Origin of the sequence: Schlegelella aquatica (genome assembly GCF_026013905.1) — a bacterium.
GTDB classification, from domain to species: domain Bacteria; phylum Pseudomonadota; class Gammaproteobacteria; order Burkholderiales; family Burkholderiaceae_C; genus Caldimonas; species Caldimonas aquatica.
On sequence record NZ_CP110257.1, the window covers coordinates 2,591,530 to 2,603,772 of the forward strand.

At 70.9% G+C, this 12,243-nt stretch carries 13 protein-coding genes; 11 read left to right on the forward strand and 2 right to left on the reverse strand.

Features of this window, described 5'->3' with window-relative positions; translation table 11 throughout:
- The first annotated feature begins 2 nt into the window (after positions 1 to 2).
- From OMP39_RS11795 to OMP39_RS11820, 6 genes are read left to right on the forward strand one after another with little or no spacing between them, the layout of a single operon-like run.
- Positions 3 to 1,124: a VanZ family protein gene (locus OMP39_RS11795; RefSeq protein ID WP_264891914.1), complete on the forward strand. Its 1,122-nt coding sequence runs from the start codon at positions 3 to 5 to the stop codon at positions 1,122 to 1,124.
- The gene (locus OMP39_RS11800; RefSeq protein ID WP_264891915.1) at positions 1,121 to 1,447 is read left to right on the forward strand and encodes a (2Fe-2S) ferredoxin domain-containing protein; all 327 of its coding nucleotides are present in this window, start codon (positions 1,121 to 1,123) and stop codon (positions 1,445 to 1,447) included. Before OMP39_RS11795 ends, OMP39_RS11800 begins: the two co-directional genes overlap by 4 nt.
- A gap of 4 nt (positions 1,448 to 1,451) precedes the next feature.
- A complete protein-coding gene (locus tag OMP39_RS11805; RefSeq protein ID WP_264891916.1) occupies positions 1,452 to 2,060 on the forward strand; it encodes an alpha/beta hydrolase in 609 nt (202 codons plus the stop codon).
- Positions 2,061 to 2,090: 30 nt separating this feature from the next.
- The gene (locus OMP39_RS11810; protein ID WP_264891917.1) at positions 2,091 to 3,245 is read left to right on the forward strand and encodes a D-alanyl-D-alanine carboxypeptidase family protein; all 1,155 of its coding nucleotides are present in this window, start codon (positions 2,091 to 2,093) and stop codon (positions 3,243 to 3,245) included.
- Between the two features lie 55 nt (positions 3,246 to 3,300).
- The gene (locus OMP39_RS11815) at positions 3,301 to 4,188 is read left to right on the forward strand and encodes a D-amino acid aminotransferase (protein WP_264891918.1); all 888 of its coding nucleotides are present in this window, start codon (positions 3,301 to 3,303) and stop codon (positions 4,186 to 4,188) included.
- A complete protein-coding gene (locus OMP39_RS11820; RefSeq protein WP_264891919.1) occupies positions 4,185 to 4,460 on the forward strand; it encodes a DUF493 family protein in 276 nt (91 codons plus the stop codon). Before OMP39_RS11815 ends, OMP39_RS11820 begins: the two co-directional genes overlap by 4 nt.
- A gap of 103 nt (positions 4,461 to 4,563) precedes the next feature.
- On the opposite strand, the gene OMP39_RS11825 is transcribed toward OMP39_RS11820, so the two are convergent.
- Entirely contained in the window at positions 4,564 to 5,253 is a 690-nt protein-coding gene (locus tag OMP39_RS11825; RefSeq protein WP_264891920.1) for a tetratricopeptide repeat protein, read from the reverse strand.
- Between the two features lie 335 nt (positions 5,254 to 5,588).
- On the opposite strand from OMP39_RS11825, the gene lipB reads away from it, so the two are divergent.
- The 3 genes from lipB (at position 5,589) to OMP39_RS11840 (ending at position 9,235) form a co-directional block, all read left to right on the forward strand.
- The gene (lipB, locus tag OMP39_RS11830; protein WP_264891921.1) at positions 5,589 to 6,251 is read left to right on the forward strand and encodes a lipoyl(octanoyl) transferase LipB; all 663 of its coding nucleotides are present in this window, start codon (positions 5,589 to 5,591) and stop codon (positions 6,249 to 6,251) included.
- 34 nt (positions 6,252 to 6,285) lie between these two features.
- Complete coding sequence (lipA, locus tag OMP39_RS11835) at positions 6,286 to 7,275, forward strand: lipoyl synthase (protein WP_264891922.1); 990 nt, start codon at positions 6,286 to 6,288, stop codon at positions 7,273 to 7,275.
- 85 nt (positions 7,276 to 7,360) lie between these two features.
- The gene (locus OMP39_RS11840; protein WP_264891923.1) at positions 7,361 to 9,235 is read left to right on the forward strand and encodes an ATP-binding response regulator; all 1,875 of its coding nucleotides are present in this window, start codon (positions 7,361 to 7,363) and stop codon (positions 9,233 to 9,235) included.
- Here the strand turns inward: OMP39_RS11840 and OMP39_RS11845 are convergent.
- Positions 9,194 to 9,850: a response regulator gene (locus OMP39_RS11845; protein WP_264891924.1), complete on the reverse strand. Its 657-nt coding sequence runs from the start codon at positions 9,848 to 9,850 to the stop codon at positions 9,194 to 9,196. The genes OMP39_RS11840 and OMP39_RS11845 overlap by 42 nt on opposite strands.
- A 211-nt stretch (positions 9,851 to 10,061) precedes the next feature.
- Here OMP39_RS11845 and OMP39_RS11850 point away from each other — a divergent pair, with 211 nt between their 5' ends.
- Positions 10,062 to 11,114: a hypothetical protein gene (locus OMP39_RS11850; RefSeq protein WP_264891925.1), complete on the forward strand. Its 1,053-nt coding sequence runs from the start codon at positions 10,062 to 10,064 to the stop codon at positions 11,112 to 11,114.
- A 55-nt stretch (positions 11,115 to 11,169) separates the two neighbouring features.
- Positions 11,170 to 12,207, forward strand: coding sequence for an AI-2E family transporter (locus OMP39_RS11855; RefSeq protein ID WP_264891926.1), 1,038 nt, complete (start codon positions 11,170 to 11,172; stop codon positions 12,205 to 12,207).
- Positions 12,208 to 12,243: the final 36 nt, after the last annotated feature.

Consider the following 12,243-nt stretch of genomic DNA (forward strand, 5'->3'; position numbering starts at 1 on the left):
ATATGGCACGACGTCGCAGCTCGCTGGCCCCGCTGGCGCTGCTGTATGCCGCGCTGATCGTCTACGCGAGCCTCTATCCGTTCGGCGAATGGCAAGCACCGCGCACGACGTGGTGGCGCTTCCTGACCGGGGAGTGGCCTCGCTGGTGGACGGCCTTCGACCTCGTCTCGAACCTGCTCGGCTACCTGCCACTGGGGCTGTTGGCCGCGGGCGCGGCCTTGCGAGCCGGCCACGGGGGCGCGCGGTCGGCGTTGACGGCCTGTGCGGCGGCGGCGTTGCTGTCGTTCACGCTGGAGTCGCTCCAGAACTTCCTGCCCGGGCGGGTGCCCTCCAACGTGGACCTCGCGCTCAACATCGCCGGCGCCGCGCTGGGCGCCGCCGTGGCGGTGTCGCTGCAGGCGCTCGGGTGGATGGCCCGCTGGCAGTCGCTGCGCGATCGCTGGTTTCTTCCCCAGGCGCCCGGCGGGCTCGCGCTGCTCTTCGCGTGGCCGGCCGCCCTGCTCTTTCCCGTCCCGCTGCCCCTGGGCGTGGGGCAAGTGCTGGATCGCGCCTACCACGCCTGGCTCGATGCCGTGCAAGACACCCCTTTGCAGGACTTGGTGGTGCTGCCGGTCGATCCGGCCGCGTTCCCGCCTCTGGCGCCGGCCTGGGAACTGGTGGCCGTGACGCTCGGTCTGCTCGCACCGGCCATGCTGGCCTACAGCCTCACGCCGCCCACGTGGCGACGGGGAGTGATCGTGGTGCTGCTGGCGATCGCCGGCTTCGGCGCCACCACCTTGTCCACCGCGCTCAACTTCGGTCCGCACAGCGCGCTCGGCTGGATCACCGACGCGACGCCGCTCGGCTGGGGACTCGGTCTGACCGCCGCCTGGGTGCTCGTCTTCCTGCCGCCGAGGGCGGCCGCAGCGGCGGGGCTCGCGATGTTGCTCGGGCTCCTGGTGCTCGTGAACGCAGCGCCGACGGACCCCTACTACGCGTCGAGTCTGCAAGCGTGGGAACAAGGGCGCTTCATCCGTTTCCACGGCCTGGCGCAATGGCTCGGCTGGCTCTGGCCTTACGCGGCGCTGCTGTACCTGCTGGCAAGACTGCTCGGGCGGGAGGCGGCGCCTAAAATCGCCGGATGAGCTACTACCAGCGGCACATCTTCTTCTGCCTCAATCAGCGGCCGAACGGCGAAGCCTGTTGCGCCGACCGCGGCGCACAGCGGGCCTTCGACCACTGCAAGTCGCGCGTGAAGGCCGAGGGCCTCGCCGGGCCGGGCAAAGTGCGCGTCAACAAGGCCGGCTGCCTGGACCGATGCGCAGCCGGGCCGGTCGCGGTGGTGTACCCCGAAGGCGTTTGGTATACCTACGTGGACGAGCACGACATCGACGAGATCGTCGAGCGCCACCTCAAGCACGGCGAAGTGGTCGAACGCCTCCTCGTGCCGCCGCACGTCGGCCGTTGAGCGCATGAACGCGCACACCGAGCGCCTCACCATCCCCGGGCCGAGCGGTGCCCTCGAATGCGCGATCGACCGGCCCGAAGGCGTCGCACGGGGCCTCGTCGTCATCGCGCATCCCCATCCGCTGCACGGTGGCACAATGGACAACAAGGTCGCGCAGACGTTGGCCCGCGCGTTCGTGCAGCGGGGTTGGCGCAGCGTGCGCTTCAACTTCCGCGGGGTGGGTGGGTCGGCCGGAGCCTGGGATGCCGGGCGCGGCGAGGTCGAGGACATGCTGGCCGTCGTGGCGCATCACCGCGACAGTGGGGAACCTTTGGCTCTCGCCGGGTTCTCCTTCGGAGCCTTCGTCGCCTCGCACGTCGCCGCACGCGTGGGTCACGATCAGGTCGAGCGTCTCGTCCTGGTGGGCCCGGCGACCTCCAACTTCCAGGTCGCGCCGGTGCCCGAGCACACGCTGGTGATCCACGGCGAGAGCGACGAGGTCGTGCCGCTGGCGGCCACGCTCGACTGGGCGCGACCGCAGCACCTGCCGGTGGTCGTCGTGCCGGGTGTCGGCCACTTCTTCCACGGACAGCTCACACTACTCAAGAACCTGGTGGTGCGTGCCCTCGCTTGAGGACTCTCACCGCCGCACTTCCGTACAACGATGAAACGTCTCTTTCTTGCCTGTCTCGCCGTCCTCCTCGGCCTGCATGTCTCGCTCGCGAAGGCGCAAGTGCCGCAACCTCCGGAGATCGCCGCCAAGTCGTACTTGTTGCTGGACATGAACAGCAACCAGATCCTGGCCGCGCGCGACCCGGACGCGCGGGCCGACCCGGCCTCGCTGACCAAGCTGATGACGGCCTACGTGGTGTTCGGGGCCCTCCGCGACAAGAAGATCGCCCTGAACCAGCAGTTGCCCGTGTCCGTGCGCGCCTGGGACGAGCGCAAAGGCGGCGCTTCGGTGATGTTCATCGAGCCCCGCATGCAAGTCACCGTCGAGGACCTGCTCAAGGGCATGATCGTCGTCTCCGGCAACGACGCCTCGGTCGCGTTGGCCGAAGGGGTCGCGGGCAGCGTCGAAGGCTTCGTCGAGCTGATGAACCGTGAAGCCCAGCGCATGGGGCTGAAGAACACGCAGTTCAAGAACGTCACGGGCATCACCGAGCCCGGCCACTACAGCACGGCGCGCGACCTCGCGGTGATTGCCTCGCACATCATCCGCGACTTCCCGGACTTCTACTCGTTCTACTCCATCAAGGAGTACCGCTTCAACAACATCACGCAGCCCAACCGCAACCTCCTGCTGCGCCGCGACCCGAGCGTGGACGGCATGAAGACCGGCTACACCTCGGCCGCGGGCTACTGCCTGATCTCCTCGGCGCAGCGCGACTTCCCGAACGGCAAGCGGCGCCTGCTGTCGGTGGTGCTCAACACCACGTCGATGGAAGCGCGTGCGAACGAGAGCCAGAAGCTGCTGAACTGGGGCTTCCAGGCGTTCGATGCGATCAAGCTCTTCGACGCCAACCAGCCCATCGCCACGCCGCAGGTGTGGAAAGGCAAGGCCAGCCAGGCCAAGCTGGGCAGCCCGAGCGCCGTGTACATCACCGTGCCCAAGGGTGAAGGCAACAACGTGAAGACCCAGATCGAGCGCGTGGACCCGCTGGTGGCGCCGCTGACGAAGGGGCAGCAAGTGGGCAAGCTCAAGATCACCGTGGGCGAGCAGGTGATCGCCGAGCGGCCCCTGGTCGTGCTCGAAGGTGTGGAACAGAGCGGGGTCTTCGGCCGCGCCTGGGATGCCATCCGGCTGTGGATCAAGTAATCTGCGCAGACGCCTTGACCGAGCCCTCGGCACGAGGCAGTCTTTGCCGGACACCATGGACGCCCTGCCCGACACCCCCTGCTACCTGAACGGCGAGTTTCTGCGCCTGTCCGAGGCGAAGGTCTCGGTCCTCGACCGAGGCTTCATCTTCGGTGACGGCGTCTACGAGGTCGTGCCGGTGTACGGTCGGCGGCTGTTCCGTTTCCAGGAGCACATGGCCCGGCTGGAGCGCTCGCTGCAGAAGGTGCGCATCCCCAATCCCTACGACGAGATGGGCTGGCTGGATCGCATCCGCCACCTGGTCGCCGATCATGCCGATCGGCACGACGCCGAGGATCAGCTCGTGTACGTGCAGGTCACGCGCGGCGTGGCCCCACGCGACCACGTGATGCCGGTCGGCCTCACGCCGACCGTCTTCATCATGACGAGCACCATGAAGCCCGCCACCGCCGAGCAACGCCATCACGGGGTGGCCTGCGTGACGGCGCGCGACTTCCGCTGGGAGCGCGGCGACATCAAGTCGATCTCGCTGCTCGGCAACGTGCTGGCGCGCCAGATCTCGGCCGACCAGGGGGCGGCCGAGACGATCCTGTTCCGCGACGGCTTCTTGACGGAGGGCTCGGCCAGCAACGTGTGGATCGTCCACGAGGACGCCGTGCTGGGCCCGCCCAAGAGCGAGCATCTCCTGGAGGGCATCCGCTACGAGCTGCTGGCGGAGTTGTGCGAGGAGTTGGGCCTCGGGTTCAACCTGCGGCCCATCAGCGAGGCGGAGGTCTACGCCGCCGACGAGATCCTGCTGTCCTCGGCGACCAAGGAAGTGCTCCCCGTCACCCGGCTCGACGGCGAGCCGGTGGGCCACGGCGCCGGCAAAGGCAAGCCGGGCCCAGTGTATGCCCGTCTGTACGAGGCCTACCAGCGGGCCAAGACGGAGCAATCGATATGAGAGAGATTCCCCCCGAACAGTCGCTGATCGAGTACCCGAGCCGCTTCCCCATCAAGGTGATGGGTGCCAATGTGGACGGCTTCGCGCAGGCGATCGCCGAGGTGGCGATGCGTTTCGACCCCGCCTTCGACCCGGCGACCATCGAGATGCGCCCGAGCAAGAGCGCGAATTACCTGGGCCTGACGATCACCGTCACCGCGACGAGCCGCGAGCAGCTCGACGACCTGTACCGCGCGCTCACCGCGCACCCGATGGTCAAGATCGTGATCTGAGGCGCAGGGCGGCCGGGCGCGGGGCCTGGCCTCTGCACCCCCGGCCTGACGCCCACCGCCGGAGGGGGTCACGGCCCGGCTTCGGGCGGCCGGGCGCCGGGCCTCAGCGCCCTTCGCCCGCCTTGAGCCGCTCGTCCAGTTCGCGCACCTTGTGCGGTGCGGCCTCGTCGCCGTTGCGGGCGGCCACGTCGTACCAGTAGCGGGCGATGCGCAGGTCGCGCTCGACGCCGAGGCCGGCTTCGTACATGGAGCCGAGCAGGTACTGCGCCCCGACGTCGCCGCCGTTGGCCGCCAGCCGGTACCACTGGGCGGCGGCGGCGGGGTCTGCGGGCACGCCCCGGCCGAGGTAGTAGGCGGTGCCCATCGACACCTGCGCATCGACGTGGCCGTGCTCGGCCGCGCGTCGGTACCACTCGATGGAACGGCCGATGTCCGGTGGCCCCACCACGCCCAGCTCGTAGATCTGCGCCAGCGCGAACTCGGCCCGCACGAACCCTTGGGCCGCGCTGGCCTCCAGCAAGCGTACCGCCTCCCGCTTGTCCGGGCGCGCCACCTCGTCGAGCACGTGCATCATCGCCAGGTTGTAGCGGCCCACCGGGTTGCCGCGGCGGGCGAGCTCCAGGAAACGCCTTTCCGCCTCGCGCAGCCGCCCGGCCTCGTATTCGGCGAGGGCGGCCTCGATGTCCCGTCGGTCGCGCGCGAGCTGGGCTGGCGCGGGCGTCTCGGTGACGGCGGGGCCCGCCGGCGCAGGTGCCGCTGCAGGCGCCGCTGCGGGCCACAAGCTCACCAGCATGAGGACCCCGCACCCCCACAGGCCGGCAGGCCGAAGAAAGACTCGAGATCGCACCATCCACCGCTCCCACCCTGCGCGCTGGGAAGCGCCGGGCCGCTGCAGGCGCCGCCGGCGGCGCCCTCCTTCTTCGAGTGTGCCCGCTTTCGGCTCGACGACCGAAGCGCCTTCTGGCGACGAGGTCATCCCCGGTGCCTGGGGGGCCGCGCGGTCCTGGCGGCGCCTTCGCCGTGGGCTGCCAAGTGGGGGCAACACGGCGGCGCGCCCCCGGTGCGCCGCTTCACGATAGACTGCCACGACCCTCACCCCGGGCGCCCCGGGGCCCGACGACCCCAAGCATGGAAATCCGCTGGCTCGGGCGCGTGGAGTACGCGCCCACGTACGACGCGATGCGCGCCTTCACCGAGGCGCGAGGAGCCGACACCCCTGACGAACTGTGGCTGTGCGAGCACCCCCCGGTGTACACGTTGGGCCAGGCGGGCGAGCCGCAACACGTGCTCTCGCCCGGCCAGATCCCCGTCGTGCAGACCAACCGCGGCGGACAGGTCACCTACCACGGCCCGGGCCAAGTGGTCGCTTACCCCCTGGTCGATTTGCGGCGACTGGGCCTGTACGTCAAGGAGTACGTCTATCGGCTGGAGCACTGCGTGCTCAAGACGCTGGAGAGCTACGGCCTCACCGGCCACCGGGTCCCGGGGGCGCCGGGCATCTACGTGAACCTCGCCGACCCCCACGGCCATGCCGCCCTCGTGTGGCCGCGGCCGGACCCGTTCGCAGGGCTGGGCAAGATCGCGGCGCTGGGGATCAAGGTGAGCCGCCACTGCACGTACCACGGCGTCGCGCTCAACGTGGCGATGGACTTGCGTCCCTTCGACGGGATCAATCCTTGCGGTCATGCCGGGTTGCGCACGGTGGACTTGGCTACACTTGGGGTTTCCACGGAGTGGGACACGGCCGCCCGGCGGCTGGCGGCTCGCCTGGCCGAGCATTTGAGTCCCTGAAGGGCCCTGCGGCCCGCGCGAACCGGAGCAGCGCATGTCCAGCACCCCCGTCGTCCACGAGGCGCAACCGTCGTCGGCCTACGACCCCACGGCCAAGCAGAAGGCACAGGCCAAGACCGCGCGAATCCCCATCAAGGTGGTGCCGGCCGAGGTGCTGAAGAAGCCTGAGTGGATCCGCGTGAAGGCGGGCTCGCCCACCACCCGCTTCTACGAGATCAAGCAGATCCTGCGCGAGCACAAGCTGCACACGGTGTGCGAGGAAGCGAGCTGCCCGAACATCGGCGAATGCTTCGGCTCGGGGCAGGCCACCTTCATGATCATGGGCGACAAGTGCACGCGGCGCTGCCCGTTCTGCGACGTGGGCCATGGCCGCCCCGACCCGCTGGACCCGAACGAGCCGGAGAACCTCGCCAAGACGATCGCGGCGCTGAAGCTCAAGTACGTCGTCATCACGAGCGTGGACCGCGACGACCTGCGCGACGGCGGCGCCGGGCACTTCGTCGAGTGCATCCGCAAGACGCGCGAACTCTCGCCCGGCACGCGCATCGAGATCCTCACGCCCGACTTCCGCGGCCGCATGGACCGCGCGCTGGACATCCTCAAGGCCGCGCCGCCCGACGTGATGAACCACAACCTGGAGACGGTCCCGCGCCTGTACAAGGAGGCGCGCCCCGGCTCCGACTACCAGTTCTCGCTCACGCTGCTCAAGCGCTTCAAGCAGGAGGTGCCCGGCGTGCCGACCAAGAGCGGCCTGATGGTGGGGCTGGGCGAGACCGACGAGGAGATCCTCGAGGTGATGCGCGACATGCGCGCGCACGACATCGACATGATCACCATCGGCCAATACCTCGCGCCCAGCGGCCACCACCTGCCGGTGCGCCGCTACGTGCACCCGGACACCTTCAAGATGTTCGAGGCCAAGGCTTACGAGATGGGCTTCACGCATGCGGCGGTGGGCGCGCTGGTGCGCTCCAGCTACCACGCGGACCAACAGGCCCATGCTGCGGGGTTGGCGATCGGCTGAGGCCGGGGCCGACGCCCCTTCGGAAGCCGCACCGCCCGCCGGCGCAGCCGGCTGCGAGACGCGAGCACCGGGCGGCGGCGATGCCGTGTCGCCCGAGGGGCGCTTGCGCCTGTTGGGCATCGTCGGCACGCGGGTGTCGGCGGAGATCGCCGGGCTGGTCGTGCCTCCGGTCCTGCTGCTCGTCTACGGCCAGGGCCCGGCGCTGGTGCCGCTCTTGGCATGGGCTGCGGCCTACTGGAGCGTGTCGGCCATCGTCTTCCGGCTGCGGCGGCGCTTTCGGGCGGAGATGAGCGCCCGAGCGGCCGAGGACGTCGTCGCGCGTTGGATGCCTCGATTCCGCCGCGCCTCCATCGGCTACGGGCTCGCGTGGAGCTGTGTCGTGCTGGCCGCGTGGCGCAGCCCTGCGTTCGAGTTCGACATCCTCGTCTACGGCATCTTGGCGGCGGCCAACGCGTCTGCCGTGGCCTTCACCGCCGCGGTGTGGCCGATCTTTCTTCGCTTCCTGGCCTCTTCGTGGGGCGTGGCCACGCTGGCCGTGCCGTGGGCGTTTCCGGCGCAGTGGCCGTGGATGCTGCCGGTGTGCGTGCTGTACGCGGCCCTGCTCGTGCGCCACGGCCGCTCGACGCACCGCTTCCTGGTGGAGCAAGTGGTGTTGGAAGAACGCGCGGCCGAACTGGCCCGCCAACACCGGGAGGCGAGCGAGCGGGCCGAGCGGGCCCTGCAGGACAAGAGCCGGTTCCTGGCCACTGCGAGCCACGACCTGCGACAACCCGTCTATGCGCTCGGCCTGCTGACCGACGCCCTGGCCAGCCGCAACCGCGATCCGGCCTTGGAACCGGCGCTGCGCGACTTGCGGGCCTGCGCGCGGACCATCGATCTGATGTTCGAGTCGCTGATGGACCTCTCGCGGCTCGAAGCGGCCGCCCTCGTGCCGTCGATACGCCCGTGCGCGCTGGGCCCCCTGCTGGAGGAGCTGCACGCGCAGTTCCGGCCGGATGCCGAGGCGCGCGGACTGCAGTGGCGGCTGCGCCTGCCGGCCCGGGCCGCGGTGGTGCAGGCCGACCCCCTGCTGCTGCGGCGCGCCGTCTCCAACCTGATCCACAACGCGCTGCGGTACACGCCCGAGGGGGCCGTGTTGCTCGCGCTGCGTCGGCGCGGCAGCGAATGGCGCATCGAGGTGTGGGACACCGGGGTGGGCGTGGCAGACGACGCGCAGTCGGCGCTGTATGCGCCCTTCTACCGATCGACCCATGCGTGGACGATCGACAGCGCGGGGCATGGTCTCGGACTGGCGGTGTTCGCCGAATGCGTGCGGCTGCTGCGGGCGCGCTCGGGCCTCGCCTCACGGCTGGGGCGCGGCTCGTGCTTCTGGATGGCGCTGCCCGAAGCGCAGGCGCAGTTGCTGCCCGATCAGGGGCCGCCCGGGACCCCGGCGCCCGCGCGGCGCCTGAGCGGGCGCTGCCTGGTGATCGATGACGACCCGATGGTGCGGCGGGCGCTCGCCGCGTGGATGGAAACCCGCGGCATAGACGCGCGCCTCGTCGCCGACGGGACCCAGGCGTTCGCCGCCGTGGCGCAAGGCTTCGAGCCGGAGGTGGTCCTGTGCGACCAGCGGCTGCGCTCGGGCGAGAGCGGGTTCGAGTTGCTCGAGGCCCTGTTGGCCCGGCTGCCCGGGGCGCGCGGCGCCATGATGAGCGGCGAGCTGGAAGCGAGCGAACTGCGCAGCGCCGAGGAAGAGGGTTACCTGGTGCTGCGCAAGCCGGTGGACCCGGTCACGCTCGAGGCAGTGCTGGGCCACTGGCTGGCCGGCGGGGCGGTCGGGATCGAGGGCGGCTCCCTCGCCTCGCGAGGGAACCCGGCCGCCGGCCCGCCGCCCGCTCGGACCCGGGTGGGCGGGCAGGCTGCGCGGGACGCCGCCTCAGACCGGGACACCGCGATGCACGAGCCGCCGGCCGCGTAGGCGGGTGAGCACCTCGACCCGGCTGGTCGCGTTCAGCCTGTCCAGGATGGCCGCGACGTGCTCTTTCACCGTGGCCTCGGACAGGCCCAACGCGCAGGCGATGCGCTTGTTCGGCAGGCCGTCGAGCATCAGCGCCAGCACGTCGCCCTGGCGAGGGGTGAGGCCCAACTCGGCCGGCGTGACCGGCAACTCCTGCGGCGCAGCGCCCGCCGTCCGCGCACCGACCGCAGGGAACCAGGCGCCGCCCCGCAGCAGGCACTCGATCGCCGCGCGAAAGATCGCCGGGTCTTCGCGTTTACCGAGGAAGCCGGCCGCCCCGGCGGCCCGCGCCCTGGCCTGCAGCTCGGGCCGCTCGTCGCCGCTGATGACCAGCACCGGCAGGCCGGGCGCGCGCCGCCGCAGCGACGCCAGCATGTCCAAACCGCTTGGATGCGCGCCCAGCCACACGTCGATCACCGCCAGGCGGGGCGCTCCGTGCTGCGCGAACAAGCGCTCCAGCAGGCCCCATTCGCCACTGGCCACACGCACCTCCAGGTTCTCGAGTCCGCGGAGGAACTCGGCCAGGCCCGCACGGGCCAAGGGGTGGTCGTCGATGACGAGCAGATAGCCGGACATGCGCAAGCAGCGGGGGGGCCGAACACGACAGGCGAGAGTCTGGCACGGATGGCCCGGCCCCACACCTGGTCGAGTCTGCATGGCCCGGTGAATCAGCTGGTTACATCGACCCTCCGGAGGTCGGGTTGCCGCCCGCCCTCGTCGCCTCGACCATGCCGCCTGGCCGGAGCACGAGGGGTGCCCGGCGCGAAACGTACATGGAGAAGCACAGATGATCGAAGGTGAGGGATGGGTGCGGGCGCCCGAGGCAGCCGCGCCGGCGAGGGCCGCGGGTCTGGAGCGGCGGCGTCTCGTGGGCGCGGTACTGGCCTCGGTGGCGTTGGCCGCGTGCGGCGGCGGAGGGGGCAGCGGGGAGGACGTCGATACCTCCAGCGGCGGGGCGGGCCCCGGCGAACCAGCCGGTGGCCACCCCAGCGAGGGGCATTACGCCGTCGAAGCGCCCACCGGCACGGCTGCCGGCGACCTGGCGCAATGGCAACAGCGGGCCGCACAAGGCTATGCCTGGCTGGGGACCGTGGGCACACGAGGCGGCGAGAGCGGGCACCTCTACCTCAAGACGAACGTCGCACGGGCCGCGCTGGAGTACGACCGGCAGGCATGGAACCCGGCCGACCGCACCGAGCTGACGAACGCCCTCAATGCCCGGGGCGCGCAAGGGTGGCGCTTCAAGGGGTCCGTCGTGGCCGACCCTCGGGCTTTGCCGGTGCAGCCGGAGGCAGTGTTCGTGCGGGCCGCCGCTGGGGGCCTGGCCTACCACTACGAGGCGCGCACCCCGCAGGCCACGGTGGCGGCGTTCCTGGCCGAGCTCAACGCGCAAGGCGAGCGCGGCTACGCCTTTCGCGGCGGGTGGGTCGACCGCACGGGGCGAGACGGTGCGAGCCTCTACGAGAAGCGCAGCGACGGTGTGCGTTACGCCTATCGGGCCGAGACAGTGGCGCCGCTAGCGGGAAGCCGCGCGGCCCTGGAGGATCTGCTGCGGCGCGAAGGCCGGCAGGCAGGCCGCTATCTCGGCACCTATACGGTCGGCAGCGAATTCGTCGCCCTGTTCGAGCAGCGCAGCGACGACCGCTCACCGATCGAGTACGTCGTCGAGGCTGTGCCGGACGACGAGAGCCTGCAGGAATTGCAGCGCTGGCTCAACGCCCGCGCCGCCGCCGGGCTCTTCCACCTGATGGATCTGGCGATAGAAGGCCCCGCCAGGGTCCGGGTGGCCGCACGCCAGCGCGTGCTGGCGCATCCCCTGTCGGGGCCTGTGTACCCCTGAGCGGTGCCCGCGGGAGCGGGCACTCGGGGTGCTTTCATCGGGGCGGAGGCCATTCATGTCCGACCCCGCCGCCCGTCACCCCGCGCAAGAGCTCTCGTTCCTGCAGAAGGCCGGCATCGTCGCCGCGATGATCGCGCTGACGCTGCTGCTGTGGCGCCTGGCGGACGTGGTGATGCTCGTGTTCGGGGCGACGGTGCTGGCCGTCGCGCTGCGGGCGCTGGCCGGGCGCCTGCAACGGCACCTGCGCGTGCCGCCCCGCTTGAGCGTGCCGGCCGCGGTGGCGCTGGTCGCGGGCGTGCTGGTGGCCGCCGGTTGGGCGATCGGCGCGCCATTGGCCCAGCAGTTGGCTCACCTGCGCCAGCAGGTGCCGACGGCGCTGGAGGCGCTGCGGCAGTGGCTCGCCGGGCGGCCGCTGGGCTTGCGGGTCCTCGAGTGGTGGAACGAGCTGGCACGCGGGGCCGCCGACGGTGCGCCATGGGCCCGCCTGGTGAGCGTGGCCGGCCTCACGCTCAACGCCTTGGGCTCGCTGCTGCTGATGGTGCTGATGGCGATCTTCCTGGCGGCGTCGCCCGAGCCCTATCAGAACGGCATGGTGCGACTGGTGCCGGTGGCGCATCGCGCCCGCGTGCGTGCGGCCCTGCAGGCCTGCGGCGACGCCCTGCGCCGCTGGCTGCTGGGGCAGGCGCTGTCGATGCTGTTCGTCGGCGTCTCGACCGCCCTCACCCTGGCGGTGCTGGGAGTGCCGCTCGCCGCGGCGGTGGGCCTGCTGGCCGGTCTCATGGCCTTCGTGCCCTTCTTCGGCGCCATCGCGGCCGGGGTGCTGTCGGTGCTGCTGGCTTTCGCCGAGGGGCCTCGCACAGCGCTCTACGCGGCCCTCGCCTTTCTCGCCATCCAGCAGATCGAGGAGAACGTGCTGATGCCCTTCGTGCAGCGCTGGGCGGTCGAGCTGCCACCGGTGCTCGGACTGGTGGCCGCGCTCGTGTTCGGTTTGCTGTTCGGCCTGCCGGGCGTGCTGTTCGCCACGCCGTTGATGGTGGTGGCGATGGTGCTGGTGCAGCGGCTGTACGTCGAAGCAGTGCTGGAGTCGGCGTAGCGGGCGTGGTGCGCCGCGGGCAAGCGCCACGACTTC